The organism is Citrobacter sp. Cs237 (assembly GCF_030332325.1).
GTDB classification, from domain to species: Bacteria; Pseudomonadota; Gammaproteobacteria; order Enterobacterales; family Enterobacteriaceae; genus Citrobacter_A; species Citrobacter_A sedlakii.
Genome location: NZ_JAOWIB010000106.1, coordinates 627,686 through 645,693, shown reverse-complemented (window position 1 = coordinate 645,693; position 18,008 = coordinate 627,686). Strand labels below are relative to the sequence as shown.

Sequence of the window (18,008 nt, the reverse complement as noted above, 5' to 3'; positions counted from 1 at the left end):
TTATAGAGACAAGTCCTGCAGGCGTTCCGACAACGTCCCGGTAGCGCTCTGCTCTGCGTCGATATCTTCCTTGACCTGTTGATACCAGGTCGTTTCATCCCACAGTTCAAATTTGTTGAACTGTCCAACCAGCATCACTTCTTTCGTCAGACCGGCATGTTGCCGGAGAACAGGCGCTATCAGCAGGCGACCGGCGCTGTCCATCTGACATTCGCTGGCATGACCCAACAGCAGGCGCTGCACGCGGCGTTCTACCGGGTTCATGCTCGACAGACGCGATAATTTTTGCTCGATAATTTCCCATTCAGGCAGGGGGTAAAGCAGCAGGCATGGGTGATGGATGTCAATGGTGCAAACCATTTGACCGGTAGCGTTCTCGATCAGTTGATCCCGGTAACGGGTGGGCACGGCTAAGCGCCCTTTACTGTCGAGATTGACTAACGTTGCTCCCCGGAACATGCCAGCTCAACCCCTTATCACCACTTTGCCCCACAAATTCCCACTGAAAGGAGTTTACGGAGCGGAGGAAAAGCTTGTCAAGCGAGTCACAACGCTTACCAGAGTAAAAAACCCAATGTTTACGGCTAATATCAGCGTTGATTAAATTCTGTCCAACGAGCGAAGCAAATTAACGTCATGAATATTTGTAAGAAAAAATCCAAATACCCCTCCTCGTTTTTAAACGAACTTCTCTTCTCCTAAAGAAAATATAAAGTGTCAGTTTGCGACGCGAGCGGCATTTTAGGACATATTGCACTGCGAATACAGTCCCTGTTTAGCGCGGTTAACGCCGCGCGCCATCAAGCCAGCCGAGACTTTCGTAAAGAAGAAAAGGAAAGTGTCTGTTAATTCGGCAATTCGCGACAAACCTGTAACAAAAAAATACAAAACGGGCCGCGGTAAACGCTGTAATTACCCTTCGGGCCCGCACATGCGTTTAAAAAATCGTTTATTTGCCGTCGGGTGAGATAATACTAAGGAATAATCTTAATTCTGCTGGGGGTATTGTCTGGAAGGCATATTTCCCGCAGACCAGATTAACGCGAACGCCACCTGGACTGCGGTAAGGTTATCAGTTGCGGCTGAGAACGCCGCGACGGTACAGGTTACGTTTGATTCGCGTTAAGCCAGGCTTCGGTTTGCGCGGTTCGTCGAGACTCGCCAGCACGATCTCCAGCACGCGTTCCGCCACGTCGCGATGACGCTGCGCTACCGCCAGTACCGGGCACTGCAGGAAATCCAGCAGCTCATTATCGCCAAAGGTTGCAATGGCCAGATCGGAAGGCAGCTTGCCGTCGCGACGCAACGTCACATCCATCACGCCCTGCAGCAGAGCGAAGGACGTGGTGAACAGCGCCTGCGGCATCGGGTGTGTTTCCAGCCATTTTTCAAACAGCTGCGCAGCCGCTTCACGCTCGTAGCTATTGGCGTACAGAAAGTGAACCTCACGCGGATCGTCTTTCCAGGCGCTGCGAAAACCCTGCTCCCGCAGGAAACTCACGGACAGCTCCGGCAACGCGCCGAGATAAAGTACCGTTTCAGCGGGGAATTTACGCAACTCTTGCGCCAGCATTTCCGCATCGTCCTGGTCGGCGCCGACGACACTGGTGAAATGTTCACGATCCAGCGCGCGATCCAACGCCACAATCGGGAAGGAGTCATTCGCCCAGCGTTGATAGAACGGATGCTCCGGCGGCAGCGAGGTGGACACGATGATCGCGTCAACCTGACGCTGCAAGAGATGTTCGATGCAGCGCATTTCATTGTCCGGCTGATCTTCCGAACAAGCAATCAGCAGTTGATAGCCGCGCTGACGCGCCTGGCGCTCAAGATAGTTTGCAATGCGGGTGTAGCTTGTGTTCTCAAGATCGGGGATCACCAGCCCGATTGAGCGCGTGCGTCCAGCGCGCAGCCCGGCAGCCACGGCGTTCGGGTGGTAATTATGCTCGCGTACCACTGCCATGACTTTTTCGACAGTCTTGTCGCTCACGCGGTATTGCTTTGCTTTTCCGTTTATCACGTAGCTTGCAGTCGTTCGCGAGACACCGGCCAGCCGAGCGATTTCATCCAGTTTCACAATTGCCCCTTGCATAAAAAGTACAAACCATAACCATTGTAACGGCATGGATTAGTTTCATTAACATTCAAGCGCAGAATAATGACTGCGGCAACCGCTTTTGTTCCGGGTTTCCGCTGATTTCGCAAAAAAAAGCCCAACTTTAACCGTTGGGCTTGCGGATCAAGAATAAAGGTAGAGCGGTTAAACGTTAACGTCACGCTTCCACCCAGGCGTTAGCGCATGATTTTATCGCCGCGCGACAACCCCACGACGCCGGAGCGGGCCACCTCGACAATTTTAGCCACTTCGCGCAGCGTCGCCAGAAACGCGTCCAGCTTATCGCTGGTTCCTGCCAGTTGCACTGTGTAAAGGGTGGGCGTGACGTCAATAATCTGTCCGCGGAAGATTTCCGTGTTGCGCTTCACTTCCTCCCGGCCATAGCCGCTGGCCTGAAGCTTCACCAACATAATTTCCCGTTCAACGTGCGCCCCCTGCCCCAGTTCACTCACCCGCAGGACATCGACCAGCTTGTGCAGTTGTTTTTCGATCTGCTCCAGCACTTTTTCATCGCCTACCGTCTGGATGGTCATGCGGGAAAGCGTAGGATCGTCCGTTGGCGCAACGGTCAGGCTTTCAATGTTGTATCCGCGCTGGGCAAAGAGGCCAATAACGCGCGACAGCGCGCCGGACTCGTTTTCCAGCAGTACTGATAATATCCGGCGCATAATCAGGTTCTCTCCGTTTTGCTTAACCACATTTCGTCCATCCCGCCGCCGCGAATCTGCATCGGATAAACGTGCTCGCTGCCATCGACGTTAACGTCGACAAACACCAGACGGCCGCTCTGCACCTGGGCCAGCGCCTCGCTTAGCGTGTCCTCCAGCTCTTCAGGACGGGAAATCCGAATTCCGACATGCCCGTAGGCTTCCGCCAGACGGACAAAATCGGGTAGCGACTGCATATAAGACTGAGAATGGCGACCGGAGTAAATCATGTCCTGCCACTGTTTCACCATTCCCAGATAGCGGTTATTCAGGTTGAGCACCAGCACCGGAAGTTCATACTGAAGCGCGGTCGACAGTTCCTGGATATTCATCTGGATACTGCCGTCGCCGGTAACGCACACGACCGTTTCGTCCGGCAGCGCCATTTTTACGCCCAGCGCGGCTGGCAGTCCAAAGCCCATCGTGCCGAGGCCGCCAGAATTGATCCAGCGACGCGGTTTGTCGAAAGGATAATACAGGGCGGCGAACATCTGGTGTTGTCCGACATCAGAAGTGACGAACGCATCGCCACGGGTCAGACGCCAGATAGCCTCAATGACCGCCTGCGGCTTGATGCTTTCGCTGTGGGTATCATATTTCAGGCACTGGCGGGCGCGCCAGCGCTCAATCTGCTGCCACCAGTCACGAATATCATCCAGCGGTTGTTGCGCGGTTTCCTGAGGCAGGAGTTCCAGCATCTGCTCCAGCACCAGACGCGCATCCCCCACGATAGGAATGTCTGCCGTCACCGTCTTGGAGATAGACGTCGGGTCGATATCGATGTGCAATACCGTTGCATTCGGGCAATATTTCGCCAGATTATTGGTGGTGCGATCGTCGAAACGGACGCCAACGGCAAAAATCACATCGGCATTATGCATCGTCATGTTGGCTTCGTAAGTGCCATGCATGCCGAGCATCCCCAGCGCCTGACGATGGGTCGCCGGGAAAGCGCCCAGCCCCATTAATGAGGAAACGACCGGCAGATTGAGTGTTTCGACAGCCTGACGAAGCGGCGCATAGCAGCCCGCCGTCACCGCCCCGCCGCCGACATACACCACCGGTTTTTTCGCCGCGACGAGCGTTTGCAGCGCGCGTTTGATCTGTCCCTTATGGCCGCCGGTGGTGGGGTTATAAGAACGCATACTGACCGAATCAGGCCAGCTATACGGCAGTTTATTTGCCGGATTGAGAATGTCTTTGGGTAAGTCGACCACCACTGGCCCTGGTCGGCCGCTCGCTGCCAGCCAGAAGGCTTTTTTCAGCACCTGAGGGATATCTTCTGTCTGCTTAACCAAAAAGCTGTGCTTCACTACCGGGCGGGAGATCCCCACCATGTCGCACTCCTGGAAGGCGTCGTAGCCGATTAGCGAGGTCGCCACCTGGCCGGAAAGAATGACCAACGGAATGGAATCCATATAGGCCGTGGCGATGCCGGTAATGGCATTGGTGGCGCCCGGACCTGAGGTCACCAGTACGACTCCCACTTCTCCCGTCGCCCGCGCCAGGCCATCAGCCATATGCACAGCAGCCTGTTCATGGCGGACCAGCACGTGATCGATGCCGCCAACCGTATGCAATGCATCATAAATATCGAGGACTGCGCCCCCGGGATAACCGAATACCTGCTTAACGCCCTGATCGATGAGCGATCGGACGACCATCTCGGCTCCAGACAACATCTCCATGGCCTGCCTCACTGAATGACGAATAACGCGTGTTATTAAGTACAAAACACATTAACCGCTCGTTACTGCGCAGGCAATTCACTATCGGTTTTCTGACAGAAGGGAAATAAGAACAAACGAAACGAAAGCGCCAAAGAAACGGGAAATTACACCAAATATGATTCTTTCGTTAATGAATAATCGCTTAAACCGGAAGGCTTGCAGAGAATCATCAATTTTTTGATCGATATGCCACCGCGCGCGCCAATCAATTCAGCATATAATTTCACAAAGAATGAAATAAAAAGAATAAACCGGATGTCTACACCCGGTTTATTTTGCCTACGCTTAGCGCTTGCAAACAGACGCCAGCAGTTCTTCCATCCATTGATGGCCCTTGTCCCGGCCTGCCGCTTCATGCCAGGAGAGATAACAGGTTCGACTATTGAGTTTTAACGGCAGCGGCAGCACTTGCAGATCCAGCGAATCAGCAAACTCATCCGCCAGCCAGCGCGGCGCAATCGCCACTAACTGAGTCTGCGAAACCACATTAAGCACGCTAATTAATGCCATTCCCTGATAGGCAATGCAGGATTGTTTATCCGCAGTGTCATACCAAGGCTGGCTGAACGAGGCAAAACGGTCCAGAGACACAACGGCATGCTGTTCATTATAAACATCGCTTTCCAGTAATGGACCGCTAATACGCGGGTGCTTACGGCTGGCGACGAGAACCATTTCATCTTTAAACAGAGGGATACTGGTAAATTCAGGGCGACGGAATTCCTCATAACTAATAACGAATTCGGTTTCCTGATAACGTAATTGATGCTCTGTATTTTGATTTAATGAAGATTTGAAAACGACATGAATATTCGGCGCAATCTGCTCAACACGATTATAAATCAGGGAGGTAAGCACATTGTCCAGCGGGCTGCAGACGCAAAGATTAAACACGCGTTCACTGCTGGCCGGTTCGAAACCGGAACCCGGTAATTCATTTTGCACTAATTGCAACGCCTGGCGAACCGCGCCAAAAAGCTGGAAGGCGCGTGCGGTCGGTTGGATCCCACGGCCATAGCGCACAAACAGTTCGTCGTTGAACATCACTTTCAGACGCGCAACCGCGTTGCTTACCGCGGGCTGCGACATCCCAAGGGCATGAGCGGCGCGCGTAATATTTTGTTCCTGCATCACCGCATCGAAGACTGTCAACAGATTAAGATCAACCATACGAAGCTGCGGCTTTTCCATCTCTATAAGAGGTGTATGAGGTTTATCATTTTTTACTTCTGGCATACTTAACTCCACTGTCACGCTTACTCCCTTTTCCAGCCGGAATGCAGAGAAATAATCTCAGAAAATATGATTTACCATGCATATAAAATAAGAAAAAGGGTACGGATAAAAATTAGGAAAACATAAAGATGCAAAAACAAAACACGAATAAACAGCGCAGGCGCGATGTGGCATCCTTCACGACACGACGAATCAATAAGTTTTAATGACGCGTGCAATATAAACATAAGCCAGACAAATAAACAATCATGTGTTTTATGAATAATACTTTAAGTATTAATTAAATGTTTATATTACTCTGTCGTTAATTCTTAACATTAGCTTATCAATAAACGGTTTTCAGTAAATGTTAATTTATTCATTGTCGTTATAACAGCCTAAAAATCATAGAGATAACCAATCTTTTTCGAACGGTGCACATCCCGTATTTCTCTCACTAATTGAAAAAAAATATGCTTAAGTATGACAAAAGATGAAAATTATGTACGCGCGCTACGCGTTTATTCCAGAAGAGGGGCAAAAGTTCAGCACAATTAGCTAAAGCAACGGGTGAGATTTCTTCTCGCCGTGGCGGCCTTTTTGGCAAACGGGGTTGACATCAGCAGCGGTATCCAGTACCACTAAAAGCATATCGCATTCGCCTGGAGTTAAACTTAATGATACGTATTGCCCGCTTTAACGGTCTACTACTACTAAACGCATTTTCGTTGCGCGGTAGACTGGTGAGCGGCATTCAGCATTAAGTCAGCATCCAGTTAGAAAAAAAACCCGCGCCGTTGCGCGGGTTTTTTTATGCTCGAAGCAAGGCGCCCTCAAGACCAAGGACCTAAACCATGAGCCAGCAAGTCATTATTTTCGATACCACTTTACGCGACGGAGAACAGGCGTTACAGGCAAGCCTGAGTGTGAAAGAAAAACTGCAAATTGCGCTGGCCCTCGAGCGCATGGGCGTAGACGTAATGGAAGTTGGCTTTCCGGTTTCCTCACCAGGCGACTTTGAGTCTGTGCAGACCATCGCCCGCCAGGTGAAGAACAGTCGGGTTTGCGCCTTAGCCCGCTGTGTGGAAAAGGACATCGACGTTGCGGCAGAGTCGCTGAAAGTGGCCGAGGCCTTCCGGATTCATACCTTTATCGCCACCTCGCCAATGCATATCGCCACCAAGCTGCGCAGTACGCTGGATGAGGTGATCGAACGCGCGGTGTACATGGTGAAACGCGCACGTAATTACACCGACGACGTTGAGTTCTCCTGTGAAGACGCGGGCCGTACGCCTGTCGCCGATCTGGCGCGGGTGGTGGAAGCCGCCATCAACGCAGGCGCCAGAACCATCAATATTCCCGACACCGTTGGCTATACCATGCCCTTCGAGTTTGCCAACATTATTTCCGGTCTGTATGAACGCGTGCCCAATATCGATAAAGCCATTATCTCCGTCCATACACACGACGATTTAGGTTTAGGGGTTGGCAACGCGCTGGCCGCCGTGCATGCGGGCGCTCGCCAGGTGGAAGGCGCAATGAACGGCATTGGTGAACGCGCCGGCAACTGCTCTTTGGAAGAAGTGATCATGGCGATCAAAGTGCGCAAGGATATTCTGAACGTCCACACCCGCATTAATCATCAGGAGATCTGGCGCACCAGCCAGTTGGTCAGTCAAATCTGCAATATGCCCATCCCGGCGAACAAAGCGATTGTCGGTAGCGGCGCCTTCGCCCACTCCTCCGGTATTCACCAGGACGGCGTACTGAAAAATCGTGAAAACTACGAAATCATGACGCCGGAATCGATCGGCCTGAATCAGGTGCAGTTGAACCTGACGTCCCGTTCCGGACGCGCGGCGGTAAAACACCGCATGGATGAGATGGGTTATAAAGAAAGCGAGTACAGCCTGGACGATCTGTACGACGCGTTCCTGAAACTGGCGGATAAAAAAGGCCAGGTATTCGATTACGACCTGGAAGCGCTGGCATTCATCAATAAACAGCAGGAAGAACCTGAACATTTCCGCCTGGACTACTTCAGCGTGCAGTCTGGCTCAAACGATATCGCGACCGCCTCGGTGAAACTGGCTTGCGGTAATACTGTAAAAGCTGAAGCGGCAAACGGTAACGGCCCGGTCGACGCCATTTACCAGGCGATCAACCGTATTACCGATTACCACATTGAACTGGTGAAATACGGCCTGTCCGCTAAAGGACACGGTAAAGACGCGCTGGGCCAGGTGGATATCGTCGCTCACTATAACGGTCGCCGCTTCCATGGCGTCGGTCTGGCGACAGACATCGTAGAATCCTCCGCCAAGGCGATGGTGCACGTACTGAATAACATCTGGCGCGCCGCTGAAGTCGAAAAAGAATTGCAACGCAAAGCTCAGAACAACGAGAACAACAAGGAAACCGTGTGATGTCGAAGAATTACCATATTGCTGTTTTGCCGGGTGATGGAATTGGCCCGGAAGTGATGGCGCAAGCCCTGAAAGTCCTGGAAGCGGTTCGCGGCCGGTTTGATATGCGTATTACCACCAGCCACTACGATGTCGGCGGAGCCGCCATTGATAATCACGGTCAACCGCTGCCAAAAGCGACCGTAGAAGGCTGCGAGCAGGCCGACGCCGTGTTGTTCGGCTCCGTGGGTGGCCCAAAATGGGAACATTTGCCGCCAGATCAACAGCCGGAGCGCGGCGCCCTGCTGCCGTTGCGTAAACACTTCAAATTATTCAGCAATCTGCGTCCGGCGAAACTGTATCAGGGGCTGGAAGCGTTCTGTCCTCTGCGCGCCGACATCACGGCAAATGGCTTTGACATCCTGTGCGTACGTGAACTGACTGGCGGCATTTACTTCGGCCAGCCGAAAGGCCGCGAAGGTAGCGGTCAGCATGAAAAAGCGTTCGATACCGAGGTGTATCACCGTTTTGAAATTGAGCGTATTGCGCGCATCGCCTTTGAATCCGCCCGCAAGCGCCGCCGTAAGGTAACGTCTGTTGACAAAGCCAACGTCCTGCAAACGTCTATTTTGTGGCGCGAAATCGTCAACGACGTCGCTAAAGCGTATCCGGACGTTGAGTTGGCGCACATGTATATTGATAACGCCACCATGCAGTTGATTAAAGACCCGTCTCAGTTCGACGTATTGCTGTGTTCCAACCTGTTTGGCGACATCCTGTCTGACGAGTGCGCAATGATCACCGGCTCCATGGGAATGTTGCCGTCCGCCAGCCTGAACGAGCAGGGCTTTGGTCTGTATGAGCCAGCAGGCGGCTCCGCGCCGGATATCGCCGGAAAAAATATCGCGAACCCTATCGCGCAGATTTTGTCGCTGGCGCTGCTGCTGCGCTACAGCCTGGATGCGGATGAGGCGGCAACCGCCATTGAACGCGCTATCAACCGCGCATTAGAAGAAGGCATCCGCACCGGCGATTTAGCCCGTGGCGCCGCTGCCGTTGGTACCGATGAGATGGGCGACATCATTGCACGCTATGTCGCGGAAGGGGTGTAATCATGGCTAAAACGTTATACGAAAAATTATTTGATGCGCACGTGGTGTACGAGGCGCAAAACGAAACCCCGCTGTTATACATCGACCGCCATCTGGTGCATGAAGTAACCTCCCCGCAGGCGTTCGATGGCCTGCGCGCGCATGGTCGTCCGGTTCGTCAACCGGGTAAAACCTTCGCGACGATGGACCATAACGTCTCGACGCAGACGAAAGACATCAACGCCTCCGGTGAAATGGCCCGTATCCAGATGCAGGAACTGATCAAAAACTGCAACGAGTTCGGCGTTGAGCTGTACGATCTGAATCACCCGTATCAGGGCATCGTTCACGTGATGGGGCCGGAACAGGGCGTTACCTTACCGGGCATGACCATCGTCTGCGGCGACTCCCATACCGCCACGCACGGCGCGTTTGGCGCGCTGGCGTTCGGCATCGGCACCTCGGAAGTTGAACACGTACTGGCGACGCAGACCCTGAAGCAGGGGCGCGCGAAAACCATGAAGATTGAGGTCAAGGGCCGCGCGGCGCCGGGTATCACGGCGAAAGACATCGTGCTGGCGATTATCGGTAAAACTGGCAGCGCAGGCGGCACCGGCCACGTCGTGGAGTTCTGCGGCGACGCGATCCGCGCCCTGAGCATGGAAGGCCGTATGACCTTGTGCAACATGGCGATTGAGATGGGCGCGAAAGCGGGTTTGGTCGCCCCGGATGAAACCACCTTCAACTATGTGAAAGGCCGTTTGCACGCCCCGAAAGGCAAGGATTTTAATGATGCGGTTGCGTACTGGAAAACGCTGCAAACCGATCCGGACGCCCGCTTCGATACAGTTATCACCTTACAGGCTGAAGAGATTGCGCCACAGGTCACCTGGGGCACCAATCCGGGCCAGGTGATGTCGGTAACCGACATGATCCCCGATCCGGCTTCTTTCGCCGATCCGGTTGAGCGGGCAAGCGCAGAAAAGGCGTTGGCCTATATGGGGCTGAAGCCTGGCGTGCCGTTAACGGAAGTAGAGATCGATAAAGTATTTATCGGCTCCTGTACCAATTCACGTATTGAAGATTTACGCGCCGCCGCGGAAGTGGCGAAAGGACGGAAAGTGGCGCCAGGCGTTCAGGCGCTGGTGGTGCCAGGGTCCGGTCCGGTAAAAGCGCAGGCGGAAGCGGAAGGTCTGGATAAGATCTTCATTGAAGCGGGCTTTGAGTGGCGTTTACCGGGCTGCTCAATGTGTCTGGCGATGAACAATGACCGTCTGAATCCGGGCGAGCGCTGCGCCTCAACCAGCAACCGTAACTTTGAAGGCCGTCAGGGCCGCGGCGGACGTACCCATCTGGTCAGCCCGGCAATGGCCGCCGCTGCCGCCGTCACCGGCCATTTCGCCGACATTCGCAGCATTAAATAAGGAGACCACCATGGCAGAGAAATTTACCCAACATACCGGCCTGGTTGTCCCCCTGGATGCCGCCAACGTCGATACCGACGCCATCATTCCTAAACAGTTCTTACAGAAGGTTACCCGCACCGGTTTTGGCGCGCACCTGTTTAACGACTGGCGCTTTCTCGATGACAAAGGCGAGCAGCCGAATCCGGCGTTTGTGCTCAACTTCCCGGAATATCAGGGCGCGTCTATTCTGCTGGCGCGGGAAAACTTCGGCTGCGGTTCATCCCGTGAACACGCCCCCTGGGCGCTGACCGACTATGGCTTCAAAGTGGTGATCGCACCGAGCTTCGCCGATATCTTTTACGGCAACAGCTTTAACAACCAGCTGCTGCCGGTGAAGCTGAGCGATGAAGAGGTCGATGAGCTGTTCACACTGGTGCAGGCGAATCCGGGGATTTATTTTGAGGTGGATCTGGAAGCGCAGGTCGTTAAGGCGGGCGAAAAGCGCTACAGCTTTACTCTTGATGCCTTCCGCCGTCACTGCATGCTGAACGGTCTGGACAGCATCGGTCTGACGTTACAGCACGAGACGGCTATCGCCGCTTACGAAGACAAGCAGCCCGTGTTTATGCGCTGATTGTCCTCCTGCGATACGCTTTTAGTTCACAGCGGCTTCGCGCTATCCGGCCCACAAACGCCCTTCCTGTGGGCCGGATACTCTCTCCTCAGACATCCTTCACCTGGCTGGTCATATACAGCGTTACCACAGAGATCGCCGCAATCACCCAGTAAACGGCATAATGCCCGACGCTCTGCGCCACCGCCCCCTGAATCACTCCCGCGAGGATCACGCCGGTTGAGATGCTGTTGGTGAAGAGCGTCGTCGCCGACCCCGCCCTGCCCGGCATCAGATCCTGAAACCAGAGCATCCCAATTCCGGCGACGATCCCGATGAACACCGCGTTGAACACCTGGAGAATCAATAGCGCCGCGTGGCTGTGAAAGACAATCAGACCGAGATAAAACAGCACGCCCGCCGCTACTGCAGTCACCATCATCCGGCGCTTGCCAAAGCGTTTGACATAAAAACCAGCGAGGATCATCGCGGGAATTTCCAGCCCTGCCGCGGTCCCCATCAGGATCCCGGCAAGCTTATCCGGCAACCCCAGCTCAGCGCTGATCCATAGCGGCATATCAATGATGTACATGGTGTTGCAGGTCCACATTAGCGTGGAGGCGATAAACAGCATGCGAACGTTGTTGTCCTGCCAGCCGCTAACCCGGGTGACAGGTACATCGGCCGGTTGTTCAACCCGCGCCACCGATGGCAGCATAAAGGCGATCAGGACAAAGCTCAGCGCAAAAATTCCGGCAGCAATAGAAAACATCACCGTAAAGCCGTAGTTAAGCGCCAGCATAAACGCCAGCGGCGGGCCGATCACCCAGGCCAGGGAAAGCTGCGCACGCATCACCGAACTGAACATCACCACTTCCCGCGCCGAACTGTCGGCGTATTCCCGCGCCAACGCAAACAGCTGCGGCATCGCGGTATTCGCCAGCGACGCCAGCAATACGCCGCAGGTGATCAGCGTCAGGTAATGACGGTTAAAAGCAAACAACAGGGCGTTGCCAATGGCCATCAGGCAACAAAACAGAATCAGTCTGCGCCGGTCGCCCTGGCTGTCGGAGCGCTTTGCCAGCGCGAGACTGACGCCAATCCCGGCGATGGCGTTGACGGTGTAAAACAGCCCCACCCAGAACGGCTGCGCCCCCACTTCACGGCTCAGGAAAAGGCTCAACGTCGGCGCCTGTAGCGCGCCCGCGATGCCCATCATAAAGGCGACCAGCATAAATGCCGCATAAACACCGTTGAGACGTCGTCCCATCGTCATGATCCAGAGCATAAACCTTTCCTTAGCGCGCAGCGGAAACGAAAAAAGCCAGCAGATAATACCTGCTGGCGGGGTGAATAACACCAATACTCAGTCACACATGATGTCTGCCAATCCGGGGTCGCGATGTCACTCCCACTGCATCAGTTCTTCCAGCATCTTTAAGCGCTGCGGTGCGCTCAGGCAAGCCAACCAGGACAACTTTTCTGTCGCGGAAAAATACTTCAGATAGAACTGGCGCATTGTTGACCCCTTCATCGTGCTTCATCGGGATTCATTATTGGCCTAATATAGGGATAATAAAATTGCTGAGTTTTTCGCTGGAGTTCCCCTTTTATGTCTTCTGGTCGTCTGCAACAACAATTTATCCGTTTGTGGCAATGCTGCGACGGCAAAACCCAGGACACCACGCTCAACGAGCTGGCGGAACTGTTGAACTGCTCGCGTCGCCATATGCGCACCCTGCTGAACACGATGCAGTCGCGCGGCTGGCTGACGTGGGAAGCGGAAGTGGGCCGTGGCAAACGCTCTCGTCTGACGTTCCTCTACACCGGACTTGCCCTCCAGCAGCAGCGCGCGGAAGATCTGCTTGAACAGGATCGGATCGATCAACTGGTGCAACTGGTGGGCGACAAAACCGCCGTTCGCCAGATGCTGGTGTCACATCTTGGACGCAGCTTCCGCCAGGGGCGTCACATCCTGCGCGTCCTGTATTATCGTCCTTTGCAAAACCTGCTGCCGGGTACGGCGCTGCGGCGCTCAGAAACGCATATCGCCCGTCAAATCTTTAGCGCCTTAACCCGGGTAAATGAGGAAAATGGGGAACTGGAAGCCGATATTGCGCATCACTGGCAGCAAATTTCCCCGTTACACTGGCGTTTTTTTCTGCGTCCGGGCATTCATTTTCACCACGGTCGCGAACTGGAAATGGACGACGTGATCGCTTCGCTCATACGAATTAACACCTTGCCACTGTACTCGCACATTTCCCGCATCAATTCGCCAACGCCATGGACGCTGGATATTCACCTGTCGCAGCCTGACCGCTGGCTTCCCTTACTGCTGGCGCAGGTGCCCGCGATGATCCTGCCGCGCGAATGGGAAACGCTGAACCATTTCGCCAGTCATCCTATTGGCACCGGCCCCTATGCGGTAATGCGCAACACGCGTAATCAGTTAAAAATTCATGCTTTTGATGATTTCTTTGGCTATCGGGCGCTAATCGATGAAGTTAACGTCTGGGTGCTGCCGGATATCGGCGATGAACCGACCGGCGCGCTGACGCTGGAAGGCCCCACTAACGATGAAAAGGCCATTGAAAGCCGGCTGGAAGAAGGCTGCTATTACCTGCTGTTTGACGCCCGCACCCACCGTGGCGCAAATCAGGAGGTCCGGGGGTGGATCAGTCGCGTCCTGTCGCCGAGTAATCTGCTCTACTATGCCGACGAGCACTATCAGCGCCACTGGTTTCCCGCTTATGGCCTGCTACCTCGCTGGCATCATGCCCGTCCGGGCCACGGCGAAAAACCTGCCGGGCTGGAGTCCCTCACCCTGACCTATTACCACGATCATATCGAACACCGGGTCATTGCGCAGATCATGAGCCAACTGCTGGCGGAACATCAGGTAAAGCTGAATATACAGGAGATCGACTACGATCAGTGGCACACCGGAGACATTGAAAGCGATATCTGGCTGAACAGCGCCAACTTCACCCTTCCACTCGACTTTTCGCTGTTCGCGTATCTCTGTGAAGTTCCGCTGTTGCAGCACTGCATTCCGCTGGACTGGGAGGCGGACGCCGCCCGTTGGCGCACCGGTGAGATGAACCTGGCGGCCTGGTGTCAGCAACTGTTAGCCAGTAAAGCGATCGTCCCGTTGATTCACCACTGGCTGATCATCCAGGGACAGCGCAGCATGCGCGGTTTACGTATGAACACGCTTGGCTGGTTCGACTTTAAATCGGCATGGTTTGCGCCACCAGACCCGTGATTGCTGCATAGCAACAAAATCATTACACTAACGGCGTTCTCAACGGGGTGCTGATAAACATACACAACGTCATTCAGGATGAGGTGTACAGGCTGAGAAAATACCCGTCGAACCTGATCCGGATAACGCCGGCGAAGGGATTTGAGGCTACCGCTCAAAATCCTTTGCCACCCATCTATTGAGGTGCAAAGTGCTTAAAAAATGTCTTCCCCTGCTGCTCCTGTGCGCAGCGCCCGTGTTCGCCAAACCTGTGCTTACCGTTTATACCTATGATTCGTTTGCCGCCGACTGGGGTCCCGGCCCGGCGGTCAAAAAAGCGTTCGAGGCTCACTGCGATTGCGAACTGAAATACGTGGCGCTGGAAGATGGCGTATCGCTGCTCAATCGCCTGCGTATGGAAGGGAAAAACAGCAAAGCCGACGTGGTGTTGGGGCTGGACAACAACCTGCTGGAAGCCGCCACGCAGACCGGGCTGTTCGCTAAAACCCCGATCCATACCGATGCCGTAAACGTCCCTTTCACCTGGAATAACGACACGTTTATTCCTTACGATTACGGTTGGTTTGCCTTCGTCTATAACAAGACAACGCTAAAAAATCCGCCAAAAAGTTTGAAAGAGTTGGTAGAAAGTCCGGAAAAATGGCGTGTGATCTATGAAGACCCCCGCACCAGTACGCCGGGTCTTGGCATGCTGCTGTGGATGCAGAAAGTGTATGGCGATAAAGCGCCGGAAGCCTGGCAAAAGCTGGCGGCGAAAACGGTCACCGTCACCAAAGGCTGGAGCGAAGCGTACGGTCTGTTCCTGAAGGGAGAAAGCGATTTGGTGCTGAGCTATACCACCTCTCCCGCGTATCACCTCATCGAAGAGAAAAAGGATAACTACGCGGCGGCAAATTTCAGCGAAGGGCATTACGTGCAGGTGGAAGTGGCGGCGCGCACCGTCGCCAGCAAGCAGCCTGAGCTGGCGACGACATTCCTGCGCTTCATTCTCACGCCTGCCTTCCAGAGCGCCATCCCGACCGGCAACTGGATGTATCCGGTTACCACCACCCCACTGCCCGCCGGGTTTGAGACGTTAACCAAACCAACCACCACGCTGGAATTCACGCCAGCTGAAGTGGCAAACCACCGTCAGGCCTGGATTAGCGAATGGCAACGCGCCGTCAGCCGCTAATTCCCGGCTGGCTTCTGCCCGGTCTTAGCGCCGCCACGCTGATGGTGGCGGTCGCGCTGGCCGCATTTCTGGCGCTGTGGTTTAACGCGCCGCAGGGGGAATGGTCCTCGCTCTGGCAGGACAGTTATCTGTGGCACGTGGTGCGCTTTTCCTTCTGGCAGGCGTTTTTGTCAGCTGTGCTGTCGGTCTTCCCGGCGATATGGCTTGCCCGCGCGCTCTACCGGCGTCGTTTTCCCGGCCGTCTGGCGCTGCTGCGCCTGTGCGCGATGACCCTGATCCTCCCGGTGCTGGTGGCGGTATTTGGTATCCTTAGCGTCTATGGACGACAGGGTTGGCTGGCTTCGCTCTGGCAGACGTTCGGGCTGGAATGGACCTTCTCTCCTTACGGTTTGCAAGGTATCCTGCTGGCCCACGTTTTTTTCAATATGCCTATGGCAAGCCGACTTCTGCTGCAGTCGCTGGAAAATATTCCCGGCGAACAGCGTCAGCTCGCCGCCCAACTTGGTCTTCGCGGCTGGCATTTTTTTCGTTTCGTCGAGTGGCCGTGGTTGCGCCGTCAAATCCCGCCGGTCGCCGCCCTTATCTTTATGCTCTGTTTCGCCAGCTTTGCCACCGTGCTATCGCTCGGCGGCGGGCCACAGGCGACCACTATCGAGCTGGCGATTTATCAGGCGCTGAGCTATGACTACGATCCGGCGCGCGCGGCGATGCTGGCGTTGATCCAGATGGTCTGCTGCCTGGCGTTGGTGCTGCTGAGCCAGCGCTTAAGTAAAGCCATCGTTCCCGGAACCACGCTGGTGCAGGGGTGGCGCGATCCGGACGACCGCCTGCACAGTCGGATTAGCGATACGCTGCTTATTCTCCTCGCGTTACTGTTGTTACTGCCGCCGCTGCTGGCGGTGATTGTTGATGGCCTCAACCGCCATCTGTGGGACGTACTGGCGCAACCGATCCTGTGGCAGGCAATGTGGACCTCGCTGCGCATCGCCCTGGCGGCAGGCCTGCTGTGCGTGATCCTCACCATGATGCTCCTGTGGAGTAGCCGCGAACTGCGGGCCCGTCAGCATGTGCTGGCAGGGCAAACGCTGGAACTGAGCGGAATGCTGATCCTCGCCATGCCCGGCATTGTGCTGGCGACCGGTTTCTTTTTGCTGCTCAATAACAGCATTGGTCTGCCGGCGTCGGCGGACGGCATCGTGATCTTCACCAATGCGCTGATGGCGATCCCTTATGCGTTAAAGGTGCTGGAAAACCCCATGCGTGACGCCGCCTCCCGCTACTCAATGCTGTGCCAGTCGCTGGGGATTGAAGGCTGGCGGCGGCTCAAGGTCGTGGAGTTACGCGCTCTGAAACGCCCGCTTGCCCAGGCGCTGGCTTTCGCCTGTGTGCTTTCCATCGGTGATTTTGGCGTGGTGGCGCTGTTCGGTAATGACGATTTTCGGACGCTGCCGTTTTATCTGTACCAACAAATCGGCTCGTACCGCAGTCAGGACGGCGCCGTGACCGCACTGTTACTGCTGTTGCTGTGCTTTATGCTTTTTACCGCTATCGAGAAATTACCAGGACGACATGCTAAAACTGACTGATATAACCTGGCTTTATCATCATCTGCCAATGCGCTTTACGCTTTCCGTGGCCCGGGGCGAGCAGGTAGCCGTTCTGGGGCCTAGCGGGGCGGGGAAAAGTACGCTGCTGAACCTGATCGCCGGTTTTCTTACTCCTGCCAGCGGCACGTTGATGATTGAGGGCGACGATCATACCGCTACTCCCCCTTCTCGTCGTCCGGTGTCGATGCTATTTCAGGAAAATAACCTGTTCAGCCATCTGAACGTGCAGCAAAACATTGGGCTGGGGCTGGATCCGGGGTTGAAGCTCAGCGCCCTACAGCGCGAGAAACTGATGCATATCGCGCGGCAAATGGGCATCGACAACCTGATGCGCCGCCTGCCCGGCGAACTGTCCGGCGGTCAACGTCAGCGCGTTGCGCTGGCGCGCTGTCTGGTACGCGATCAGCCCGTGCTGCTCCTTGATGAGCCGTTTTCCGCTCTCGACCCCGCCCTGCGTCAGGAGATGCTGGCATTAGTCAGCGATGTCTGTCACAACCGACAGTTAACGCTGCTGATGGTTTCACACAGTGTGGAGGACGCCGCCCGTATCGCCCCCCGCTCCGTTGTCGTGGCCGATGGGCGAATCGCCTGGCAAGGCAAAACCGATGAACTGGTCAGTGGGAAAGCCAGCGCCTCGGCATTGCTGGGAATTAAAGGGTGATGGTTGTCATGGACG

16 protein-coding genes and 1 riboswitch are annotated in these 18,008 nt (G+C 54.9%); of the genes, 9 read left to right on the top strand and 7 right to left on the bottom strand.

Annotated elements, in window-relative coordinates:
* The 5 genes from mraZ to leuO all read right to left on the bottom strand — a co-directional run bounded on the left by mraZ (window position 1) and on the right by leuO (window position 5,789).
* Entirely contained in the window at window positions 1–459 is a 459-nt protein-coding gene (gene mraZ, locus OGY07_RS16445; protein ID WP_042290072.1) for a division/cell wall cluster transcriptional repressor MraZ, read from the bottom strand.
* Window positions 460–1,072: 613 nt separating this feature from the next.
* Entirely contained in the window at window positions 1,073–2,077 is a 1,005-nt protein-coding gene (cra, locus tag OGY07_RS16440) for a catabolite repressor/activator (protein ID WP_042290334.1), read from the bottom strand.
* Window positions 2,078–2,292: 215 nt separating this feature from the next.
* Window positions 2,293–2,784 carry an acetolactate synthase small subunit gene (ilvN, locus tag OGY07_RS16435; RefSeq protein ID WP_042290075.1) on the bottom strand — a complete coding sequence of 164 codons (492 nt, stop codon included), beginning with the start codon at window positions 2,782–2,784 and terminating at the stop codon, window positions 2,293–2,295.
* Between the two features lie 2 nt (window positions 2,785–2,786).
* The gene (gene ilvI, locus OGY07_RS16430) at window positions 2,787–4,511 is read right to left on the bottom strand and encodes an acetolactate synthase 3 large subunit (protein WP_060570735.1); all 1,725 of its coding nucleotides are present in this window, start codon (window positions 4,509–4,511) and stop codon (window positions 2,787–2,789) included.
* Between the two features lie 327 nt (window positions 4,512–4,838).
* Entirely contained in the window at window positions 4,839–5,789 is a 951-nt protein-coding gene (gene leuO, locus OGY07_RS16425) for a transcriptional regulator LeuO (RefSeq protein ID WP_211934768.1), read from the bottom strand.
* 656 nt (window positions 5,790–6,445) lie between these two features.
* Here leuO and leuL point away from each other — a divergent pair.
* The 5 genes from leuL (at window position 6,446) to leuD (ending at window position 11,304) form a co-directional block, all read left to right on the top strand.
* Entirely contained in the window at window positions 6,446–6,532 is an 87-nt protein-coding gene (gene leuL / locus OGY07_RS16420; RefSeq protein ID WP_042290080.1) for a leu operon leader peptide, read from the top strand.
* 90 nt (window positions 6,533–6,622) lie between these two features.
* A complete protein-coding gene (gene leuA / locus OGY07_RS16415; RefSeq protein ID WP_181821984.1) occupies window positions 6,623–8,194 on the top strand; it encodes a 2-isopropylmalate synthase in 1,572 nt (523 codons plus the stop codon).
* A complete protein-coding gene (gene leuB / locus OGY07_RS16410; protein WP_286601742.1) occupies window positions 8,194–9,285 on the top strand; it encodes a 3-isopropylmalate dehydrogenase in 1,092 nt (363 codons plus the stop codon). The genes leuA and leuB overlap by 1 nt, the downstream gene beginning before the upstream one ends.
* A 2-nt stretch (window positions 9,286–9,287) precedes the next feature.
* Window positions 9,288–10,688: a 3-isopropylmalate dehydratase large subunit gene (gene leuC, locus OGY07_RS16405; protein WP_286601740.1), complete on the top strand. Its 1,401-nt coding sequence runs from the start codon at window positions 9,288–9,290 to the stop codon at window positions 10,686–10,688.
* A 10-nt stretch (window positions 10,689–10,698) separates the two neighbouring features.
* Complete coding sequence (leuD, locus tag OGY07_RS16400) at window positions 10,699–11,304, top strand: 3-isopropylmalate dehydratase small subunit (RefSeq protein WP_286601738.1); 606 nt, start codon at window positions 10,699–10,701, stop codon at window positions 11,302–11,304.
* Between the two features lie 88 nt (window positions 11,305–11,392).
* Here the strand turns inward: leuD and OGY07_RS16395 are convergent, their stop codons facing one another.
* Together OGY07_RS16395 and sgrT are read right to left on the bottom strand one after the other, a co-directional pair.
* Window positions 11,393–12,571 (bottom strand): sugar efflux transporter, encoded by a 1,179-nt coding sequence (locus OGY07_RS16395; RefSeq protein WP_042290091.1) that lies wholly within the window; start codon window positions 12,569–12,571, stop codon window positions 11,393–11,395.
* A 117-nt stretch (window positions 12,572–12,688) separates the two neighbouring features.
* On the bottom strand, window positions 12,689–12,802 hold the full coding sequence (sgrT, locus tag OGY07_RS16390) for a glucose uptake inhibitor SgrT (RefSeq protein ID WP_042290093.1): 114 nt from the start codon (window positions 12,800–12,802) through the stop codon (window positions 12,689–12,691).
* A gap of 93 nt (window positions 12,803–12,895) precedes the next feature.
* Here sgrT and sgrR point away from each other — a divergent pair, with 93 nt between their 5' ends.
* The 4 genes from sgrR to thiQ all read left to right on the top strand — a co-directional run bounded on the left by sgrR (window position 12,896) and on the right by thiQ (window position 17,993).
* The gene (gene sgrR, locus OGY07_RS16385) at window positions 12,896–14,551 is read left to right on the top strand and encodes an HTH-type transcriptional regulator SgrR (RefSeq protein WP_286601734.1); all 1,656 of its coding nucleotides are present in this window, start codon (window positions 12,896–12,898) and stop codon (window positions 14,549–14,551) included.
* Between the two features lie 33 nt (window positions 14,552–14,584).
* Window positions 14,585–14,709: riboswitch (TPP riboswitch) on the top strand.
* Window positions 14,710–14,741: 32 nt separating this feature from the next.
* Entirely contained in the window at window positions 14,742–15,725 is a 984-nt protein-coding gene (thiB, locus tag OGY07_RS16380; protein ID WP_286601731.1) for a thiamine ABC transporter substrate binding subunit, read from the top strand.
* Complete coding sequence (thiP, locus tag OGY07_RS16375) at window positions 15,701–17,311, top strand: thiamine/thiamine pyrophosphate ABC transporter permease ThiP (protein WP_181821986.1); 1,611 nt, start codon at window positions 15,701–15,703, stop codon at window positions 17,309–17,311. Before thiB ends, thiP begins: the two co-directional genes overlap by 25 nt.
* Complete coding sequence (gene thiQ / locus OGY07_RS16370; RefSeq protein ID WP_042290102.1) at window positions 17,295–17,993, top strand: thiamine ABC transporter ATP-binding protein ThiQ; 699 nt, start codon at window positions 17,295–17,297, stop codon at window positions 17,991–17,993. The genes thiP and thiQ overlap by 17 nt, the downstream gene beginning before the upstream one ends.
* Window positions 17,994–18,008: the final 15 nt, after the last annotated feature.